This window comes from Vibrio sp. 1731, from assembly GCF_033339955.1.
Lineage (GTDB): Bacteria > Pseudomonadota > Gammaproteobacteria > Enterobacterales > Vibrionaceae > Vibrio > Vibrio alginolyticus.
In genome coordinates this window covers 167624-186284 of record NZ_JAWOVO010000004.1, presented here as the reverse complement: position 1 = coordinate 186284, position 18661 = coordinate 167624, and the positions used below count along the sequence as shown (strand labels likewise).

Genomic DNA, 18661 nt, shown 5'->3' with positions numbered 1-18661 from the left:
ATAATTAAAGCTTTTCCGCAATTCTTAACACAGAGCTGCGCGAGCGAGGGTTCATTTCAATTTCTTGTTTGCTTGGCTTAATCGCTTTGCTCACCGCTTTCATATTCGCACTACCAAGAGCACGAATTTGCTCTTCCGTCATTGGAATACCGTGTGGCACTTCAGGCCCTTTGCTCTCTTTACGGATAAAACGTTTGACCATACGGTCTTCCAGAGAGTGGAAGCTAATCACAGATAAACGGCCTTCTGGAGCCAGAATGCTCGCCGCGCCTTTAAGTGCCGTATCAATTTCTTCTAACTCACTGTTGATGTAAATACGAAAAGCCTGGAAAGCACGAGTCGCAGGGTGTTTTTTCTCTTTAAAACTTTTCGGTGCGGCATCTGAAATCAATTTTGCCAGCTGACCAGTGCGAACCATTGGCTCATTTTCTTCGTCTTCACGGTAGGCAACAATCGCTTTTGCAATACGGCGCGCATGTTTATCTTCCCCAAACTCGCGAATGACCCAAGTGATATCATCGAGGTCTGCTTCCATCAACCATTGAGATACTGGAACACCTGATGTCGGGTCCATACGCATATCTAGCGGACCGTCTTTCATAAAGCTAAAGCCACGCTCTGCGTCGTCTAACTGAGGAGAAGAAACGCCTAAATCCAGCAGAACACCATCCACTTTTCCAACTAGCCCATACTCTTCAGCATACTCAGCAATACCAGAAAATGGACCATGAATAATGGTGAAGCGAGGGTCATTGATTTTGCCTGCCTCAGCGATCGCTTGAGGGTCACGGTCGATACTGTACAGTCGGCCATTTTCACCGAGTTTAGATAGAATTGTCCGGCTGTGACCGCCACGGCCAAATGTTCCATCAATATAGACGCCGTCTGGTTTGATAGCTAAGCCATCAATGGATTCATTTAATAACACGGAAATATGTTGGAAGGTTTCGGTCATAGCTTTCTCGTTGAATGATCTTGAAGCGATTCTTTAGTGTACTGATTTCCTACATCATCGCCACCACAAGTCTAAAGTTAGACGTGATTTACGCCAAGTTTATTGGTAATGACATAGTTTGCGTCAATTAAATGCAAAAAACCCATCACTACCGAAGTAGAGATGGGTCTCGAATAGGTGGAGCCGACACATAAGCCGGGTTCTGTTCCGCTTGCGCGGCGGTAGCCATTCGTCTAGGCCAGCAATCACTCACTGGCTCGAGCAACCTACCCGCCTCCTTACGCGAGCAACGCAATGTGGAGGCCTATTTGGTCTTGCTTCAGGTGGAGTTTACCCTGCTACGAACTATTGCTAGTCGTCCGGTGCGCTCTTACCGCACCCTTTCACCCTTACCTGTACCCTTACGGGCCATCGGCGGTCTTCTCTCTGCTGCACTTGTCGTAGGCTTGCGCCCCCCAGGCGTTACCTGGCACCTTGCTCTATGAAGCCCGGACTTTCCTCCCCTTTGTCAGTCTCCCGAAGGACGTCAACGTCAGTCTCCCAAAGGGACTTCGACGTCAGTCTCCCGAAGGACATCAACAAAGCAGCGACTACCCAGTCAGCTCCGAGGGCGGATTGTATAGAGTTCTCACTTCAGAGTCTAGTTAGATCACAGATATGATGAAATGAATGCACTAAGTGATGACTTTTTAGTCAGCGCGCCAAAAATAGATAATAAAAAGGCCGATTCCTAAACATCAGCCCTCATTGACCATTTATCTCGCTAGCGGCACTTAGTCTAAGTTTTCTAAGCCCCATTTATATAGCGCATTCTTCTTCAAGTTATGTATTTCTGCCACCAAAGCAGCTGCTTTTTTCAAAGGCAGCTCTTTGGTCAAAATCCCTAACGTGCGTAAAGCATCTTCAGGTAGTGAGTCGTCTGTTGTTTCACGATGGCCATGTACCAACAATACCATTTCACCACGCTGTTGGTTATCGTCACTTTTCACCCATTTAATCAGCTCACCTAACGGCATGCCTTGAATGGTTTCAAAGGTTTTTGTTAGCTCTCTTGCCAACACAACTTCTCTATCTGGGCCAAGAACGTCTAACATGTCTTGTAGAGAGTCTAAAATACGGTGCGGTGACTCGTAAAAAATACACGTACGCTCTACCGAAGCAATCTCTAGGAATTTATCCTTACGACCTTTGCTTTTCGGTGGTAAAAAACCTTCGAAGCTAAAGCGATCAGATGGCAAGCCAGAGGCACTTAACGCCGTAATGACCGCACAGGCACCTGGAAGAGGCACAACTCTAACGCCCGCTTGACGACATTTTGTCACCAAATGGTATCCTGGGTCGCTGATAAGTGGCGTACCAGCGTCAGAAACTAATGCGATAGACTGACCGGAAAGCAGCTTTTCTACCAAAACTTGTGCTTTTTGCTGCTCATTGTGGTCATGTAGAGCAAAAGTTTTGGTTTGAATATTGAAGTGAGACAGTAATTTGCCCGTATGTCGAGTATCCTCAGCGGCAATGATGTCCACAGTCGACAGAATTTCGATAGCACGTTGGGTGATATCCGCTAAATTTCCGATTGGAGTCGGTACGATATAGAGAGTTGGCCCCTCATTCGGCAACTTATTTTTATCTGTCATTTGTTTACCATCACTTCAACGATTAATATAGAGACAATTTTGTACAAAATTATAGAGAACTCACGGCAATGATTAACCATAAGAGACTCAGTGTACCACGCATACTTACTCCTGTTGCACTAGCAATTACGCTCGCCGCCTGTTCTTCAGGTCCAAGACAGCCTGATGGCGTTGATGTAACACTTGAGCCTACTCAGTCTGTTCAGAACTATATGATCCAAGCTGATAGCACGGAAGGCAGTTTACAAAATGACTGGTTGATCATGGCAACCAAAGCCGCGATTCAAGCAAACCAGTTTGATCAAGCAGAAATGTTGATCAAGCGCCTGGCTCGTCAACAGTTAACCGAAGTTCAGCAAGCAGAGTGGCAACTAGCGCGTGCGACCATACAGCAAAAACAGGGTAATTACTCTCAGTTGCTGCAATTGTTGAATTTTAAACCTTGGTGGAAGTTACCAAATGAGCAATGGAAAGACTATTACTTGATGCGTGCCGACGCTTATCAAGGTCTTAACCAAGCGTTTGAGGCAAACCGCCAACTGGTTGCATTTGGCCAATATGCATCGTCCGCGGAGCAGAGAGAGATTTCTAGCCGTATTTGGATGAACTTTGGCAGCTATTCCGAGTACGAACTGACCTCATTAGAAACAGAGCCAAATGAAGATGTTTTGGATGGTTGGCTACAACTCGCTATTTATGCGAAAACGTTGTCGGGCAACTTATCTCAACTAAAAAATACCCTAGAACGCTGGTTAAACGAGAACCCATCGCACCCAGCCGCTATCTACACACCAGAAGAGATTCAAAACATTCTCTCTCTAGACATCGTTAAACCAAACAACACCGCTTTGTTACTGCCGCTTACTGGTAAATTCTCGCCACAAGCGCAATTAATTCGTGATGGTTTTGTGTTTGCGATGATGAATGATCGTAACCGTGATCCAAGCGCTACCCTCACGGTAATAGACACTAATGCGTATAACGCCGACCAAATTAAACAACGTTTGATCAATGAAAACATCGACTTTGTTGTTGGTCCCCTAGAAAAAGAAAACGTTGAGCTATTGCACACAACCATGGATGGCTCAGAAAATGGTCCTACGATTCCAGCCCTTGCGCTAAATATTCCCGAAGATGTGCAACCAGATAGCAATATTTGCTACTTGGCATTATCACCAGAACAAGAAGCCGCACAAGCAGCGAAACACTTGTTCAGCGAAGGCTATAACTTCCCTCTGATTCTGGCACCAAAGGGCAGCTTTGGTGAACGTGTAACTGAAGCGTTCAACAAAGAGTGGCGCAAGTACAGCTCTAATAAAGTCGCAGCAAGTTATTTTGGTGACAAGCGCCAACTTCAAAAAGACATCAATGAAGTATTTGGTCTGCAAGAAAGCAAACAACGTATTGCTCAGATGCAATCACTAATGCGTATCAAGCTTGAAACACAGCCACGTAGCCGTCGTGATGTCGATGCGGTTTATATTGTTGCTAGAAGCACGGAACTGACTTTGATTAAGCCGTTTATTGAGGTAGCGATTAATCCAGACGCCAAAGCGCCACAAATTTTCTCTAGCTCGCGTAGCAACAGTGGCGGCGCGACTTACGAAGATCTAACAGGCATCATCTACAGCGATATTCCATTGCTGATTGACCCAGACCCTAGCGTGACCGCTGAAATGAACGAGTTGTGGTCAGAGCAATCTAACATGGAAAAACGTTTGAAAGCACTGGGTATGGATGCGTATAAATTGATTGGGGAGCTGCCACAAATGAAGGTCGTTCCGGGCTACTCAGTTGGCGGCCAAACCGGTATTTTAAGTATCGACAATAATTGTGTTGTACAGCGTGAGCTAAGCTGGGCTGAGCGTGGGGCTCTTTAGCAAGCGCCAAATCGGAAATCAATATGAAGCTCTGGCGAAGCAGTATTTACAACGCCAGGGCTTAAACTTTATTGAACAAAATTTTCTGACTAAGGTCGGTGAGATTGATTTAATCTTCCAACAAGGTGAAACTATTGTGTTTGTTGAAGTCAAATACCGTAAGAACAATCACTTTGGCTCGGCAGCAGAAATGGTGACGCACGCTAAAATGCGCAAGCTAGTCAAAACCGCACAAGTTTGGCTTAGCCAACAAAAGCGCTTAAAACACAATATCGATTATCGATTTGATGTCATCGCCATTCATGATAATGGTCGAGATATCAACTGGATAGAAAACGCAATCTCTGAAGGATAAGCGATGCTAGACAGCATTAAAGACAGCTTTACAGAAAGTATTCAAATTCAAATCGCAGCAGCAGAGGCGCTGCCTGATGCCATTACTCATGCAGCTCAAGCGATGGTGTCGAGCCTGCTTAATGGCAATAAAATTTTATGTTGTGGTAATGGCGGCAGTGCTTCAAACGCTCAACAATTTGTTTCTTGTCTTTTAAACCGTTTTGAAACTGAGCGCCCTAGCCTACCAGCAATGGCCTTAACCGCCGATAATACCACCCTAACCGCAGTGGCCAACGATTACCACTACCAGGAAATCTTCTCAAAACAGGTACGAGCGTTTGGTCAACCAGGCGACATTTTGCTTGCCATGTCGACTAGCGGTAACAGTAAAAATATTATCAAAGCGATGGAAGCAGCCGTAACTCGAGACATGACGATTATCGCGCTAACAGGAAAAGATGGCGGAGAGATGGCAGGACTGCTCGGTGAGAACGACGTCGAAATTCGTATTCCATCACACCGCACTGCACGTATTCACGAAGTACATATGGTAACACTCCATTGCCTTTGTGATCTTATTGACCAGGTGCTTTTCCCTGCTCACGAAGAGTAACCAAGACTGAGAGTCAGAATTATGATACGTAGCCTTGTTATCTTATTAACAGCATTGAGTTTAAGTGGTTGCGCAGGTTTGTTTATCGCAGGTGCAGCAACCACAGCGAATATTGTCACGGACACACGCACGACAAAACAAATTTGGCAGGACAATAACATTGAATTCGAAGTTGCGGCGATCGGCAATAAAGCACCGTTTAAAGGTGAAGTACGTGTCGTTGCCAGTTCATATAATGGGACTGTAGTCCTTATGGGACAAGCTCCGACACAAGACCTTATCCTTGCTTTAGAGCGAAGGGCTCGAGAAGTTAGTGGTGTAAAAGTCATACACAATCAAATCAAACAAAAAGAGCCACTCACTGTTACCCAGATTAGCAATGACAGCTGGATCACAACCAAAGTAAAGTCAGCTTTGCTTACTGATTCTGAGCTTAATGGTGTTAAGGTTAAAGTGATCACCGAAGATGGCGACGTTTTTCTGTTTGGTTATGTCACGCCAGAGCAAGGCGATCGAGCGACAGAAATCGCGCGTAATATCTCAGGCGTAAAACAAGTCATTAAAGGGTTCCAATACGGCGAAATGGAGCCTGTTGAAGTAGACTTACCGAGTGACGGTGTACAAACAATAGAAAGTGAGGCAAGCACAGAAAATGAAGAGAACGTCGAAGTCTTTACGATTAGTGAGTAATTTCCAAAGTCTGGCTTGAAATCATCTTCAACAAGTTAAAAAGAAAAAAGCAGCGTAACGCTGCTTTTTTATTATTTAATCACTCTTAAGCTTGGTTTGCCTTTTGGTCGAGGAGCATCGTCCTCTTCGGCATCTGAATCAGAAACTAACTCAGAAGGCTCATCGCTAACCGTTGTGAACGATGGGGATGATTCTTCCTCGGTCATCGCTTCTTCTTCGATGTGAGTGTACGCTTCTTCTGGTTCAAACATAGTACCAGCACCATTCTCACGTGCATAAATAGCTTGAACAGCATACACAGGCACGATCACTGAGTGCGGACGACCGCTAAAGCGAGCATGGAAGGTAATCGCATCATTACCTAACTCAAGATTACCCACTGCACGTGGCGCAATATTCAAAATAATTTGACCATCTTGAATAAATTCAACCGGGACACGCACCCCTGGCATTGTTGCATCCACAACCAAGTGAGGAGTCAAGTCATTGTCTACTAACCAGTCGTAAAATGCGCGAAGCATATACGGGCGGCGAGCAGTCATTTTTGCAATATCCATAACGTGTTTTAAATCGCTTAGCGAACTAGGCGCATTTCACGTTCAGCTTCAGTCAAAGAAGCAAGGAACGAATCACGTTCAAATACGCGGTTCATGTATACCTTGATTTCTTTTGAACCAGGGCCAACAAGATCGATACCAAGTTGAGGCAAACGCCACAATAGTGGAGCTAGGTAACAATCGATCAAGCTGAATTCTTCGCTCATGAAGTACTCATATTCAGCAAAAATTGGCGCTAACGTCAGAAGATCATTACGCAGCTTTGTGCGTGCTTTTTCTGATTCTTCCGCATTACCTTTCATCACTTTTTCAGCGAGTGAATACCAGTTGCGTTCGATACGGTACATCATCAAGCGGCTGTTGCCACGAGCAACAGGGTAAACCGGCATTAGAGGTGGATGAGGGAAACGCTCGTCCAAGTACTCCATGATGATTTTTGAATCGTAAAGAGCTAGCTCACGGTCAACAAGAGTTGGCACTGATTTATATGGGTTTAGCTCAACAAGCTCAGCAGGAAGGTTTGCTTCGTCAACAAGCTCAACTTCAACACTTACGCCTTTTTCAGCTAGTACAATGCGAACCTGATGGCTATACAAATCTGATGCACTTGAGAAAAGAGTCATCACAGAACGTTTATTGGCAGCTACAGCCATGGAGCCCTCCAGTACACTTACAAATAAAAACAATGGAGGCTAAGCCTCCATTGTACATCAATTAAAATTGGGAATTAGCACGGTATTTTAGCACAATTAATGCACATCGCGCCAATACTCTTTCTTGAGCATCACAACAACGATGGTTAGAAGCACTAAGAAGCCCATTACCCACCAGCCTAAAGCATGACGCTCAAGCTGCACTGGGTCACCTGAATAAACTAAGAAGTTAACGAGATCGCCAACCGCTTTGTCATATTCGCCTTCACTCAGCTCACCCGTGCCATCGGTTTCAGTACCAACAACAACTTGTACTTCTTCGCCATCTACGATTTTCGTATCGTAAATCGGCGTCGGGATGCCCTGTAGCTCTTCAAGTACATGCGGCATACCAACACTCGGGAATACGATGTTGTTCACGCCGAATGGACGAGATGGATCAACATAGAAAGAGCGTAAGTAAGTGTATAACCAATCAGCACCACGAACTCGGGCAACCAACGTAAGATCTGGTGGTGGAGCACCAAACCAGTTTGCCGCTTGTTTCGGTGGCATAGCGTTGACCATTAGATCACCGATTTTCGCTTCAGGATTGAAAATCAGGTTTTCTTTCATTAAGTCTGTTGGAATTTCCAAGTCTGTTGCTACACGCTCGTAACGCTGGTATTGCGTAGAGTGACAAGCAAAACAGTAGTTCATGAACAACTTCGCGCCGTTTTGTAGCGAAGCTTTATCCGTAAGGTCAACATTCGCTTTATCCAGCGGAACATTGGCCCCAGCTGCCATCGCTAGTGATGGCAACATAGCAAATAGAATTACAATCCACTTCTTCATTTGAATGTCACCCTCTCTGGTAATGGTTTGGTTGCTTCATTTTTGCTGTAGAAGAACAGCAACACAAAGAACATGAAGTAACACAAGCTAAAGATCTGAGATAGTAGTGTGTACGTTGGTGTTGCAGGTAACGCACCTAAAATACCCAGAGCGATAAAGGCGATAGTGAACTGTACAATATTCAATAGATGAAGTTTGCTACGGTAACGGTATGAACGAACTTTACAACGATCCAACCAAGGTAGAACAAACAGCACTGCAATTGACGCACCCATTAGGATAACACCTAATAGTTTGTCTGGAACCGCACGTAGGATTGCGTAAAACGGCGTGAAGTACCATACCGGAGCAATATGCTCTGGTGTCTTCAATGGGTTTGCAGCTTCAAAGTTAGGCGGCTCAAGGAAGTACCCACCCATTTCTGGGTTAAAGAACAGCACGTAACAGAAGAAGAACAAGAAACCAGCAACACCGACCAAGTCCTTAACCGTGCCGTACGGATGGAAAGGAATCGAATCAATGATGTCATATTTCTTCGTGTAGTAATCGTGGAACTTGAATTGCGTTTTGTAATCGTCGCCCATTGAGCCTTTTGGCAGCTTAGTTTCGATACCATCCGGGTTGTTTGAGCCTACTTCATGCAGCGCCAATACGTGCAGAACAACAAGAAGAAGCAAAACGATAGGCAGTGCAATAACGTGTAGTGCGAAGAAACGGTTTAGCGTTGCACCAGAGATGATGTAGTCACCACGAATCCAAAGCGTTAGGTCATCACCGATAACAGGAATAGCACCAAACAGGGAAATGATTACCTGCGCACCCCAGTATGACATCTGACCCCATGGAAGTAGGTAACCCATGAACGCTTCAGCCATGAGAACAAGGAAGATCAACATACCGAAGATCCACAATAGTTCACGAGGTTTTTGGTATGAACCGTAGATCAAACCACGGAACATGTGAAGATACACAACAACGAAAAACGCTGACGCGCCAGTGGAATGCATGTAACGCAGAAGCCAACCGTACTCTACATCACGCATAATGTATTCGATAGACGCAAATGCACCGTCACCTGAAGGAACATAGTTCATCGTTAGCCAAATACCCGTTAGGATTTGGTTAACAAGAACCAGCATCGCCAGAGAACCGAAAAGGTACCAAAAGTTGAAGTTCTTAGGCATTGGGTATTCAGACAAATGCTTTTTATAAGCATTCATTGCAGGAATACGCTTTTCAACCCAATCTAACATTGCTTGCATTATGCATCTCCCTCATCAACACCCACAATGAGCTTGGTATCGCTCAAATACATGTGCTTAGGAACGACAAGGTTCAACGGAGCAGGTACTCCTTGGAACACTCGACCAGCCATGTCGAACTTAGAACCATGACAAGGACAGAAGAAGCCAGATCTTACGCCCTGCACCTGCTCTGAGAAAGAGTCAGGTAGATAGGTTGGTGAACAACCTAAGTGGGTACAGAAACCAACTGCGACGAAAAACTCTTCCTTAATCGAACGAAACTCATTCTGAGCGTACTCAGGCTGCTGCTCCATTTCAGATTGTGGATCGCGAAGCTTATCACCGATCGATTTTAAGTTATCCAGAACGCTTTGAGTGCGGCGAACAATCCATACAGGTTTTCCCTGCCACTCAACACGAACCAGCTGACCTGGTTCAATTTTACTTATATCCACTTCCACCGGTGCGCCCGCCGCTTTGGCTTTAGCACTCGGATTCCATGATTTGATAAAAGGCACGGCGACGGCGACTGCCCCTAACCCACCAACAACTGCCGTTGTAGCGGTTAGAAAACGCCTGCGACCGTTATTTAAAGGCGCGTTGCTCATCCAAACATTCTCCCATTTGCTCCCTTTGGATCGTTATTATTCCGCTTATAAGAGCATGGCTAACAAATAATGAATTTAGTTCTATTTATTGGAGGGAAATGATAAAGAAAACCCTACTTTTTGACAAGATAAAGCTACCTTTTTGTAACATTTGTGAGGCAAATCGCTCGCGTCGTCACAAAAGCGGCAGAATTATAAAAAATTGATGTGATTTGTAACAAGAAAGCACCACATAGAAGCCCCGCTGAAAGCAGATAAAACCTTTTATCTTGGTAGTTTTCAGTTAATTACACAGAGAAATATTTCGTATTACGCGTTCAGCTTACTGTGTTTATATTTTCAATTTTGTAGCACGCAGAATGCTCAAAAAGGAGCGTAAGTCATTTTAAAACATGTTACAGGAAGAATAAGATACAAAGACATTCTTGCTGATGAATACATCTATGCTGCATCGCAAGAGAAAGCGTGGTGAGTCGCGATTAAATAAGGCACAGATATAAAACGGCACTGGCAACCTTTCGACGAAGAGGACGAATAAGAAGGCCTGCTCGGAGTGTGATGATAAGTGAAGGCTGTTCGTTGCTTTAAATACAAAAAAGCCCGGCATAGAGCCGAGCTTTTGGTACACAGTTTCCAGAGTAACTCTGAAAAGCATAATTCCCGATAAGAGGAAATTAACGCTTAGAGAACTGTGGACGACGACGTGCTTTACGTAGACCAACTTTCTTACGTTCAACGCAACGAGCGTCACGAGTAACGTAGCCAGCTGCGCGTAGAGCAGGACGTAGAGACTCATCGTATTCCATAAGCGCGCGAGTGATACCGTGACGGATAGCACCAGCTTGACCAGAAATACCGCCGCCTTTAACTGTTACGTAAAGGTCTAGCTTTTCAGTTAGTTCAACTAGCTCTAGAGGTTGTTGTACAACCATACGTGCTGTTGGACGACCGAAGTATTCGTCAAGGTTACGCTTGTTTACTACAATGTTACCGCTGCCTGGTTTAATGAAAACACGTGCAGCTGAGCTTTTGCGACGGCCAGTGCCGTAGTATTGATTCTCTGCCATTTTCGAAATCCCCAATTAGATGTCTAGTACTTGTGGTTGTTGAGCAACATGGTTGTGCTCAGCGCCCGCGTAAACTTTTAGCTTACGGTACATAGCACGGCCTAGAGGACCACGTGGAAGCATGCCTTTAACTGCAAGCTCAAGAGCCATCTCAGGTTTACGATCGATCAACTTTTCAAAAGTGATAGATTTTAGACCACCTGGGAATTCAGAGTGACGGTAGTACACTTTGTTCTTAGCTTTGTTACCAGTTACAGCAACTTTCTCAGCGTTGATAACGATGATGTAATCACCAGTGTCAACGTGAGGAGTGTATTCAGCTTTATGTTTGCCACGTAGGCGAGATGCAATTTCACTTGCTAGACGGCCAAGAGTTTTACCTTCAGCGTCTACAACGTACCAGTCGCGTTTTACAGTTTCTGGTTTAGCAACGAAAGTTTTCATGCTAACAATAACCCGTTAATTAAATTTTAAACTTTAAAGGAACACCCAATAGTGCTCCCACACTGTCTAAGAGCCCAGTCATCACCCCTTCGAGTCGTTGGTACTCTCGACCTTCAATTTCGAAATAACTTCGATAATCAGGTCTGCAGTAACGGTGGGTCGCAGGATTATAGAGAAGAGCGAAGAAAAAATCACCTTTTTTTGCGCCAAATCACTAATTTTTTCTTCACTTTTTTAAGAACCCATTGGATCTAGGCCAAATGTTCACGCGCGAGATACTCATGACTTTGCATCTCAGTAAGCCGAGACAAACAGCGCTTAAATTCGAACTCTAACTGCCCGTCAGTATATAAGTCGGCCATTGGCACTTCAGCAGAAATAATCAACTTAACATTGCGCTCGTAAAACTCATCGACCAGCGCGATAAAGCGTCTCGCCGCATCATCTATTTTTCGGTTCATTTGTTGAACATCTGCCAGTAATACCGTGTGGTAAATACGAGACAATTCAATGTAGTCATTTTGACTGCGAGCAGTTTGACACAACTGAGCAAACGACGCATGCAGCACCCCGTCGCTTGCTTCAATCACCGCTAGTTGACGGTGGTTAACTTCGATTTGATGAGCAACAAACTGACGCTCTCCAGTCAGCTGCTGATAATATTTGTTAAGGTTTATGCTAGCCTGCTCATCAAGCGGGTAATGGTATATTTCAGCCTGTTCTAACGTTCTTAAGCGATAATCAACGCCACTATCGACATTCAACACTTCACAACGTGCCAAAATCATATCGATCGCGGGCAAAAAGCGCGCTCTTTGCAAACCGTTACGATATAAGTTCTGCGGCTCAATGTTTGAAGTCGCGACTAGGATCATCTGCCGCTTGAACATTTCTTGAAGTAGCGTTGCAAGGATCATCGCATCAGTAATGTCGGAAACAAAAAATTCATCAAAGCAAACCACATCGGCTTCTTCTTTAAATTTATCCGCCACTTTTGATAGCGGATTTTCGACATCACCTAACAGCTTCAACTCATCATGTACTCGATACATAAATCGATGGAAGTGGACGCGCATTTTTCTTTGGGTCGGTAAAGCATCAAAAAATGCATCCATAAGGTAGGTTTTACCGCGACCTACCCCACCCCAAAAGTAAAGACCTTTTGGTGGTTCAGGCTTGTCGATTTTTTTCCCCATTAGCTTTTGCCATTTGGAAAGCTGAGGAACAGGCGCTGACTGAAATTCAACGATAGCATGGTAAAGCTTGTCTAATGCAACGACCGCTTGATACTGAGCTTCATCACGCTGAAACCCGTGTTCTGCTATGTCTTTTTGATATTGTTGTAGTGGTGTCATCGTATTAAGTCGTATAGAGGTATAGAGAAAAGGGTTACCTCGGGGTCAACTTTGAGAATAGAGAGAAGTAGTTATCAGTCCCCGAAGACATACTGCTATTTTTCTTTATCGGCTGTTCAAGCCATAGTAACATGGACGAGCACCGCGTGTAACTAAGTAGTAAAAGACTTGTTAAAACAACTATAAGGAGCAGTTATGCCTTGGATTTATGCCATTGTGGGTTTGCTGGTCGGTACAATCGTAGGCGTAGTCATTAGTAGACTAACCACCCCTGAATACAAGAAACAAAAGTCTGTGCAGAAAGAACTTGAAGCGGCCAAGTTTGAATTAGAGCAACAACGTCAAGAGCTCGTCGATCACTTTGCACAAACCGCAGAAATGTTGGACACCCTAGGTAAAGATTACACCAAGCTATACCAACATATGGCCAAGACCTCTTCTGAGCTTTTGCCAAACTTACCAGAACAAGACAACCCGTTTGATAAGAAAACGGCAATGTCGTCTGAAACCATTGCAGAAGATCAACCAGAGTTTAACGAACAACCAAAAGACTACGCTAATGGCGCCACCGGTCTTTTGAAGGATCAAGAGAAAGAAATCATTAATGCTCCCGAAGCGGTAACCGCAAAAGCATCATAATCCTCTCTTACTTCTATCTAGGGCCGATACATTTGTATCGGCCCTTTTTTGAACTTTTTCCCCTCACCTTCGCTCTAACTTGGGTGTGCACTGCCTCCCCTTTTGATTGTCCGAACTAGACCCTATATTAGTTATTAACAAAGTGAACTAACCGTTCGGATATTTCTTTTTGGCAGACATGTTTCAAGAGGAGTTATTGGATGAAAAAACCACTGCTTGCGCTCACCGTTCTATCTCTGAGTTTGGGTTCGATTATTGCCCCAGTTCAAGCCACTGCCGCATTACCTTTGAATGTGGATGGCCAACAGTTACCTAGCTTGGCACCAATGCTTGAGAAGGTGACCCCAGCTGTTGTGAGTATTGCTGTAGAAGGTAAACAAGTACAAACCAGCCGCATTCCCGAGCAATTTCAATTTTTCTTTGGCCCAGACTTTCCTATGGAACAAAGGCGAGAGCGCCCGTTCAGAGGTTTAGGGTCTGGTGTCATTATTGATGCGAAGAAAGGCCATATTGTCACTAACTACCACGTGATCAAGGGGGCAGATGAGATTCGAGTTCGCCTCTTTGACGGGCGCGAGTATGACGCTACGCTCGTTGGCGGTGATGAAATGGCCGATGTTGCGTTACTTAAATTAGAGAAAGCGAAAAACTTAACGCAGATTAAAGTCGCGGATTCCGACAAACTGCGTGTCGGTGACTTTACGGTTGCGATTGGTAACCCATTTGGACTCGGTCAAACTGTGACTTCGGGTATTGTTTCAGCCCTTGGTCGTAGTGGCTTAAACGTTGAAAACTTCGAAAACTTCATCCAAACCGATGCCGCAATTAACAGCGGTAACTCTGGTGGTGCATTGGTCAACCTTAATGGTGAGCTGATCGGTATTAATACTGCGATTTTAGGCCCTAACGGCGGTAATGTGGGTATTGGCTTTGCGATTCCATCAAACATGATGAAAAACCTCACTGATCAAATTCTAGAGTTTGGTGAAGTCAAACGCGGCATGTTGGGTGTGCAAGGTGGCGAAGTAACCTCTGAGCTAGCTGATGCATTGGGTTACGAGTCAAGTAAAGGGGCCTTTATTGGTCAAGTCGTACCGGACAGCGCAGCCGATAAAGCAGGGTTAAAAGCCGGTGACGTAATTGTATCGGTGAACGGCAAAGCGATTAATACTTTCTCAGAGCTCCGCGCAAAAGTGGCAACACTGGGCGCAGGTAAAGAAATCACATTAGGTGTGGTTCGAGATGGTAAGAATAAAACCTTTGATGTAACGCTTGGCGAATCTACGAATATGAAAGCTAAAGCGGAGACATTACATGAGGGACTCAAAGGTGCGGAGTTAAGCAATACAACACCAAGTGATGTAATCCAAGGTGTTAAAGTATCGAGCGTTGCAGATAACTCTCCAGCGGCTCAATATCAATTACAACAAGGTGACATTATTATCGGTGTGAACCGTCAACGAGTGAAAAACCTTGCCGAGCTTCGTACAATCGTAGAGAAACACAAAGGTGTACTGGCTCTTAATATTCAACGTGGTGAACGTACTATTTATCTTGTCATTCGTTAACCACTTTCAAAGTGATAGGAAATAAGGTTTTCGATGCATAGTACTGAGTGATAAGGCTCGATCACTTTTCCTTATCGCTCAATAACTAATGAAAAGGGCAGCGCGATGACGTGCTGCCCTTTTGTTATTTTTCAATGTAATGCTATTCTTCATCTTCGATGCCATTTTGGCGCTCACGCATGGAGAGGATATGCTCAGCTTTTTATTACGTTCTGTCTTTTTAGGCTTGGCTACTGCCGCAGTGGTATTACTGGCGGTTCCATCTTTGCGCAACAACGTAATTCCTGCCGCGCTTGATCCTCAACCTGTTAATATCGCATCAGTCGAATTGACGTTTAATCAAGCGGTCCGAAGAGCAGCGCCTGCAGTGGTAAACATCTACAGCCGTAAGTATGTTGAGAATGATCGCAGTAAACTCTCGACTCAAGGTCTGGGGTCAGGTGTCATTGTTAGTGAGAAAGGCTACATCATTACTAACTATCATGTGGTTGCTCAAGCTGATCAAATTGTTGTGGCATTACAAGACGGCAGAGCCGCAGCGGCTCAGCTCGTAGGGACAGATAAACGTACTGATATAGCCGTGCTGCGTGTCGAAGGTTCGAATTTGCCCGTAATCCCTCTGAACTCTAATTACAAACCACAAGTGGGCGATGTAGTACTAGCCATCGGTAACCCATACAACCTTGGACAAACCACAACGTTCGGCATTATTTCTGCCACAGGTCGTTCATCTATTAGCGACGGTCGTCAAGCATTCATTCAAACCGATGCCGCCATCAATGAAGGTAACTCTGGTGGAGCCCTAGTGAACACACAAGGCGAGCTCGTCGGCATTAACACCGCCTCTTTTCAGCAAGCGACAGACTTAGAAACTTACGGTATTTCTTTTGCGATCCCTGCGCCGCTAGCGAGTAAGATCATGCAGAAAATCATCGCTGATGGCCGCGTGATTCGTGGTTATATTGGAATCGACGGCCAAGACATTAATGCGGTCACTGCTCGCCTACTTGGAAATGAACACATAGGTGGTATTGTCGTACTTGGTATTGATCCAAATGGTCCAGCCAATGCGGCAGGCTTCCAAAAGCAGGACATCATTATCAGTATTGATGGCAATAAAGTGCAAGGGCGTCAGAGTGTTATGGATATCGTCACCGATTTACGTCCTGGCACCACCGTGGACGTCGGTATCATTCGCAAAGGAAAAGAGATGACCTTGAAAGTCACCATTGCCGAAGACAAGCAAGAAGCATAAAAAATCCCAGCCATTGGCTGGGATTTTTATTTGTGCGTTACTCGCTATCGCTCGGTGTTTCCGTCGTATCGGAATCATCTAGCTCAACTTCAATGCGAGTGACTCGCTGCAAACCTCTCGGTAGTAGCCCGCCTCGGCGACCACGTTCGCCACGGAAGTTATCAAGGTCAGACGGTTTAAGACCCAACTTTCGCTTACCCGCGTACAGCGTTAACGATGCACCTTTTGGTAAAGACATTAAGTGAGATAGTACTTCTTCTCGCTCTTTTGCTTTAGCAGCAGGAATGTTGATGATCTTATTCCCTTTACCTTTCGCCAGTTGTGGCAAGTCTTTGATTGGGAACAGCAGCATGCGACCTTGGTTAGTGATTGCTAAGATTTCATCAGAGTCTAAATCTTCAATCTCTTTTGGCGTCATGATCTCAGAGTTGGCAGGTAAAGTGACGAGCGCTTTACCACTGCGGTTTTTAGACAGCAAGTCCGCGCCTTTACATACAAAGCCGTAACCTGCATCTGAGCCCACCAGCCACAGCTGATCTTCTTCACTCATGATGACTTGGCGAATACTGCTACCAGCCGTAATATTCAAGCGACCGGTAATCGGCTCACCTTGACTACGAGCAGAAGGCAGTGAGTGCGATTCCAGAGAGTAACTTCGACCGTCACTACCTAGGAATACCGCAGGCTGATTACTCTTACCTCGAGCATGCGCTAAATACTTATCACCCGACTTATAGTTTAAGCCTTCGGCATCCACGTCATGGCCTTTCGCGTGACGAATCCAACCTTTCTCAGAAAGCACAACCGTGATTGGCTCACTTGGTACGAGGTCACGTTCAGTCAGCGCTTTTGCTTCTGCACGCTCAACCATTGGAGAGCGACGGTCATCACCGTATTTCTCTGCGTCTGCTTTGATTTCTTTTTTCAGTAGCGTGTTCAGACGACGCTCAGAACCGAGTAGCTGTTCTAGCTTCTCACGCTCTTTCTCTAGCTCGTCTTGCTCACCACGGATCTTCATCTCTTCTAGTTTTGCTAGATGACGAAGTTTGGTATCTAAAATTGCATCCGCTTGGATATCGGTAATACCAAAGCGTTCCATCAGCACCGCTTTTGGATCGTCTTCAGTACGGATGATCTCAATCACTTCATCTAGGTTGAGGTAAGCAACCAACAAACCTTCCAAGATGTGTAGACGAGCCATTACTTTGTCTAGGCGGTGTTGTAGACGACGACGCACAGTCGTACGACGAAACTCGATCCACTCAGACAGAATTTGCACCAGACCTTTAACTTGAGGACGGTTATCCAAACCAATCATGTTCAAGTTAACACGGTAACTGCGCTCAAGATCCGTTGATGCGAACAAGTGGTTCATCAACAAATCACAATCGACGCGGTTTGACTTAGGCACCACAACGATACGCGTTGGGTTCTCGTGATCCGATTCGTCACGAAGATCGTCAACCATTGGCAGCTTCTTCGCACGCATCTGGTTAGCGATTTGCTCAAGCAGTTTGGCACCCGATACTTGGTGTGGCAAAGAAGTGATAACAATGTCAGAACCTTCTTTGTGCCAAACCGCACGCATTTTGATGCTGCCACGACCGTTGCGGTAAATCTTCTCGATATCCGCTTGCGGCGAGATGATTTCTGCTTCTGTTGGGTAATCCGGACCTTTGACATACTGCATCACGTCCGGCAGTTCTGCTTTCGGGTTGTCGATCAAATGAATAGTCGCATCTGCGATTTCACGAACGTTGTGCGGTGGGATGTCTGTTGCCATACCAACGGCAATGCCGGTTACACCGTTAAGCAGGATGTGAGGCAGACGTGCTGGCAACATTTGTGGCTCTTTCATTGTGCCATCAAAGTTAGGTTGCCATTCAACCGTGCCCTGGCCAAGTTCGCCAAGCAATACTTCAGCAAACTTAGACAGTTTTGCTTCGGTATAACGCATTGCCGCAAATGATTTCGGATCATCTGGCGCACCCCAGTTACCTTGACCATCCACTAATGGATAGCGGTAAGAGAATGGCTGAGCCATCAATACCATCGCTTCGTAGCACGCTGAATCACCGTGCGGATGGTATTTACCTAGCACGTCACCAACGGTACGTGCAGATTTTTTGTATTTTGCTGATGCAGAGAGACCAAGCTCTGACATCGCATAAATGATGCGTCGTTGAACCGGCTTTAAGCCATCACCAATGTATGGCAAGGCGCGGTCCATGATTACGTACATCGAGTAGTTCAGATAAGCGTCTTCAGTGAACTTGCGCATTGGCAATTGTTCGACGCCATCGTAGGTAATTTCTGTAGACATCCG

Annotated in this window: 18 protein-coding genes and 1 other RNA gene; 7 read left to right on the top strand and 12 right to left on the bottom strand. The window is 45.3% G+C overall.

Annotated features, from left to right (window positions below; genetic code table 11):
• Nucleotides 1-4: 4 nt before the first annotated feature.
• From rsmH to rsmI, 3 genes are all read right to left on the bottom strand, one after another.
• Nucleotides 5-955, bottom strand: a complete 951-nt coding sequence (gene rsmH, locus R7035_RS06885) for a 16S rRNA (cytosine(1402)-N(4))-methyltransferase RsmH (protein WP_005372918.1) — start codon at nucleotides 953-955, stop codon at nucleotides 5-7.
• Between the two features lie 175 nt (nucleotides 956-1130).
• An RNA gene (gene rnpB / locus R7035_RS06880) (RNase P RNA component class A) lies at nucleotides 1131-1561 on the bottom strand.
• 167 nt (nucleotides 1562-1728) lie between these two features.
• Complete coding sequence (gene rsmI, locus R7035_RS06875) at nucleotides 1729-2592, bottom strand: 16S rRNA (cytidine(1402)-2'-O)-methyltransferase (protein ID WP_047101994.1); 864 nt, start codon at nucleotides 2590-2592, stop codon at nucleotides 1729-1731.
• A 68-nt stretch (nucleotides 2593-2660) separates the two neighbouring features.
• Between rsmI and R7035_RS06870 the strand changes: the two genes are divergently transcribed.
• From R7035_RS06870 to R7035_RS06855, 4 genes are read left to right on the top strand one after another with little or no spacing between them, the layout of a single operon-like run.
• The gene (locus R7035_RS06870; RefSeq protein ID WP_005372905.1) at nucleotides 2661-4472 is read left to right on the top strand and encodes a penicillin-binding protein activator; all 1812 of its coding nucleotides are present in this window, start codon (nucleotides 2661-2663) and stop codon (nucleotides 4470-4472) included.
• Nucleotides 4459-4827: a YraN family protein gene (locus tag R7035_RS06865; RefSeq protein ID WP_005372903.1), complete on the top strand. Its 369-nt coding sequence runs from the start codon at nucleotides 4459-4461 to the stop codon at nucleotides 4825-4827. The genes R7035_RS06870 and R7035_RS06865 overlap by 14 nt, the downstream gene beginning before the upstream one ends.
• 3 nt (nucleotides 4828-4830) lie before the next feature.
• A complete protein-coding gene (locus R7035_RS06860) occupies nucleotides 4831-5421 on the top strand; it encodes a phosphoheptose isomerase (RefSeq protein WP_005372901.1) in 591 nt (196 codons plus the stop codon).
• Between the two features lie 21 nt (nucleotides 5422-5442).
• Nucleotides 5443-6111, top strand: coding sequence for a BON domain-containing protein (locus tag R7035_RS06855; RefSeq protein WP_025768401.1), 669 nt, complete (start codon nucleotides 5443-5445; stop codon nucleotides 6109-6111).
• A 71-nt stretch (nucleotides 6112-6182) separates the two neighbouring features.
• On the opposite strand, the gene sspB is transcribed toward R7035_RS06855, so the two are convergent.
• From sspB to zapE, 8 genes are all read right to left on the bottom strand, one after another.
• Nucleotides 6183-6668: a ClpXP protease specificity-enhancing factor gene (sspB, locus tag R7035_RS06850; RefSeq protein WP_005387408.1), complete on the bottom strand. Its 486-nt coding sequence runs from the start codon at nucleotides 6666-6668 to the stop codon at nucleotides 6183-6185.
• Nucleotides 6669-6685: 17 nt separating this feature from the next.
• A complete protein-coding gene (gene sspA / locus R7035_RS06845) occupies nucleotides 6686-7321 on the bottom strand; it encodes a stringent starvation protein SspA (RefSeq protein WP_005372897.1) in 636 nt (211 codons plus the stop codon).
• A 96-nt stretch (nucleotides 7322-7417) separates the two neighbouring features.
• Nucleotides 7418-8155 (bottom strand): cytochrome c1, encoded by a 738-nt coding sequence (locus R7035_RS06840; protein ID WP_005372881.1) that lies wholly within the window; start codon nucleotides 8153-8155, stop codon nucleotides 7418-7420.
• Nucleotides 8152-9417, bottom strand: a complete 1266-nt coding sequence (locus tag R7035_RS06835) for a cytochrome b (protein WP_005372880.1) — start codon at nucleotides 9415-9417, stop codon at nucleotides 8152-8154. The genes R7035_RS06840 and R7035_RS06835 overlap by 4 nt, the downstream gene beginning before the upstream one ends.
• Complete coding sequence (gene petA / locus R7035_RS06830; RefSeq protein ID WP_005372877.1) at nucleotides 9417-10007, bottom strand: ubiquinol-cytochrome c reductase iron-sulfur subunit; 591 nt, start codon at nucleotides 10005-10007, stop codon at nucleotides 9417-9419. Before petA ends, R7035_RS06835 begins: the two co-directional genes overlap by 1 nt.
• A 674-nt stretch (nucleotides 10008-10681) precedes the next feature.
• Nucleotides 10682-11074, bottom strand: coding sequence for a 30S ribosomal protein S9 (gene rpsI, locus R7035_RS06825; RefSeq protein ID WP_005372876.1), 393 nt, complete (start codon nucleotides 11072-11074; stop codon nucleotides 10682-10684).
• A 15-nt stretch (nucleotides 11075-11089) separates the two neighbouring features.
• Nucleotides 11090-11518: a 50S ribosomal protein L13 gene (gene rplM / locus R7035_RS06820; protein WP_005372872.1), complete on the bottom strand. Its 429-nt coding sequence runs from the start codon at nucleotides 11516-11518 to the stop codon at nucleotides 11090-11092.
• Between the two features lie 251 nt (nucleotides 11519-11769).
• On the bottom strand, nucleotides 11770-12873 hold the full coding sequence (zapE, locus tag R7035_RS06815; RefSeq protein WP_005387411.1) for a cell division protein ZapE: 1104 nt from the start codon (nucleotides 12871-12873) through the stop codon (nucleotides 11770-11772).
• A gap of 195 nt (nucleotides 12874-13068) precedes the next feature.
• On the opposite strand from zapE, the gene zapG reads away from it, so the two are divergent.
• The 3 genes from zapG to degS all read left to right on the top strand — a co-directional run bounded on the left by zapG (nucleotide 13069) and on the right by degS (nucleotide 16335).
• On the top strand, nucleotides 13069-13512 hold the full coding sequence (gene zapG / locus R7035_RS06810; RefSeq protein ID WP_005379861.1) for a Z-ring associated protein ZapG: 444 nt from the start codon (nucleotides 13069-13071) through the stop codon (nucleotides 13510-13512).
• Nucleotides 13513-13712: 200 nt separating this feature from the next.
• The gene (locus R7035_RS06805) at nucleotides 13713-15080 is read left to right on the top strand and encodes a Do family serine endopeptidase (RefSeq protein ID WP_025768400.1); all 1368 of its coding nucleotides are present in this window, start codon (nucleotides 13713-13715) and stop codon (nucleotides 15078-15080) included.
• A 190-nt stretch (nucleotides 15081-15270) separates the two neighbouring features.
• A complete protein-coding gene (gene degS, locus R7035_RS06800; RefSeq protein WP_017633606.1) occupies nucleotides 15271-16335 on the top strand; it encodes an outer membrane-stress sensor serine endopeptidase DegS in 1065 nt (354 codons plus the stop codon).
• A gap of 37 nt (nucleotides 16336-16372) precedes the next feature.
• Here degS and parC read toward each other — a convergent pair whose 3' ends face one another.
• Nucleotides 16373-18658 carry a DNA topoisomerase IV subunit A gene (gene parC, locus R7035_RS06795; protein ID WP_017633605.1) on the bottom strand — a complete coding sequence of 762 codons (2286 nt, stop codon included), beginning with the start codon at nucleotides 18656-18658 and terminating at the stop codon, nucleotides 16373-16375.
• Nucleotides 18659-18661 lie beyond the last annotated feature (3 nt).

What these genes read in the sequence shown, in the direction of transcription:
- degS (WP_017633606.1), top strand. Translation starts at nt 15,271, where the DNA reads ATGCTCAGCTTTTTATTACGTTCTGTCTTTTTAGGCTTGGCTACTGCC.
- rsmI (WP_047101994.1), bottom strand. Translation starts at nt 2,592, where the DNA reads ATGACAGATAAAAATAAGTTGCCGAATGAGGGGCCAACTCTCTATATC.
- petA (WP_005372877.1), bottom strand. Translation starts at nt 10,007, where the DNA reads ATGAGCAACGCGCCTTTAAATAACGGTCGCAGGCGTTTTCTAACCGCT.
- rplM (WP_005372872.1), bottom strand. Translation starts at nt 11,518, where the DNA reads ATGAAAACTTTCGTTGCTAAACCAGAAACTGTAAAACGCGACTGGTAC.
- parC (WP_017633605.1), bottom strand. Translation starts at nt 18,658, where the DNA reads ATGTCTACAGAAATTACCTACGATGGCGTCGAACAATTGCCAATGCGC.
- rsmH (WP_005372918.1), bottom strand. Translation starts at nt 955, where the DNA reads ATGACCGAAACCTTCCAACATATTTCCGTGTTATTAAATGAATCCATT.
- R7035_RS06855 (WP_025768401.1), top strand. Translation starts at nt 5,443, where the DNA reads ATGATACGTAGCCTTGTTATCTTATTAACAGCATTGAGTTTAAGTGGT.
- R7035_RS06835 (WP_005372880.1), bottom strand. Translation starts at nt 9,417, where the DNA reads ATGCAAGCAATGTTAGATTGGGTTGAAAAGCGTATTCCTGCAATGAAT.
- sspB (WP_005387408.1), bottom strand. Translation starts at nt 6,668, where the DNA reads ATGGATATTGCAAAAATGACTGCTCGCCGCCCGTATATGCTTCGCGCA.
- R7035_RS06805 (WP_025768400.1), top strand. Translation starts at nt 13,713, where the DNA reads ATGAAAAAACCACTGCTTGCGCTCACCGTTCTATCTCTGAGTTTGGGT.
- R7035_RS06840 (WP_005372881.1), bottom strand. Translation starts at nt 8,155, where the DNA reads ATGAAGAAGTGGATTGTAATTCTATTTGCTATGTTGCCATCACTAGCG.
- zapG (WP_005379861.1), top strand. Translation starts at nt 13,069, where the DNA reads ATGCCTTGGATTTATGCCATTGTGGGTTTGCTGGTCGGTACAATCGTA.
- zapE (WP_005387411.1), bottom strand. Translation starts at nt 12,873, where the DNA reads ATGACACCACTACAACAATATCAAAAAGACATAGCAGAACACGGGTTT.
- R7035_RS06860 (WP_005372901.1), top strand. Translation starts at nt 4,831, where the DNA reads ATGCTAGACAGCATTAAAGACAGCTTTACAGAAAGTATTCAAATTCAA.
- sspA (WP_005372897.1), bottom strand. Translation starts at nt 7,321, where the DNA reads ATGGCTGTAGCTGCCAATAAACGTTCTGTGATGACTCTTTTCTCAAGT.
- rpsI (WP_005372876.1), bottom strand. Translation starts at nt 11,074, where the DNA reads ATGGCAGAGAATCAATACTACGGCACTGGCCGTCGCAAAAGCTCAGCT.
- R7035_RS06870 (WP_005372905.1), top strand. Translation starts at nt 2,661, where the DNA reads ATGATTAACCATAAGAGACTCAGTGTACCACGCATACTTACTCCTGTT.